The 533-nt window shown below is 63.6% G+C and carries 1 protein-coding gene; it reads left to right on the plus strand.

All coding sequences use genetic code 11. The features are described 5' to 3' along the window. Positions 1 to 533 (plus strand): EF-Tu/IF-2/RF-3 family GTPase (locus XcuCFBP2542_RS19035; RefSeq protein ID WP_249027699.1); only part of this gene is annotated, 533 nt, incomplete at both ends.

A 533-nucleotide genomic window follows, 5' to 3' on the forward strand; every position in this document is an offset into this window, starting at 1 on the left:
ATGCCGCAGACCCGCGAGCACATCCTGCTCTCGCGTCAGGTCGGTGTGCCGCACATCGTCGTGTTCCTGAACAAGGCCGACATGGTCGACGATGCCGAGCTGCTGGAGCTGGTCGAAATGGAAGTGCGCGAGCTGCTGAGCAAGTACGACTTCCCGGGCGATGACACTCCGATCATCCACGGTTCGGCGCGTCTGGCGCTGGACGGCGATCAGAGCGAAATCGGCGTGCCGGCGATCCTGAAGCTGGTCGACGCGCTCGACACCTTCATCCCGGAGCCGACCCGTGACGTCGATCGTCCGTTCCTGATGCCGGTGGAAGACGTGTTCTCGATCTCCGGCCGCGGCACCGTGGTGACCGGTCGTATCGAGCGCGGCATCATCAAGGTGGGCGACGAAATCGAAATCGTCGGTATCCGCGACACCCAGAAGACTACCGTCACTGGCGTGGAAATGTTCCGCAAGTTGCTGGACCAGGGCCAGGCAGGCGACAACGCCGGTCTGCTGCTGCGCGGCACCAAGCGTGACGACGTCGA

Origin of the sequence: Xanthomonas cucurbitae, from assembly GCF_002939885.1 — a bacterium.
In the GTDB taxonomy this organism is placed as follows: domain Bacteria; phylum Pseudomonadota; class Gammaproteobacteria; order Xanthomonadales; family Xanthomonadaceae; genus Xanthomonas; species Xanthomonas cucurbitae.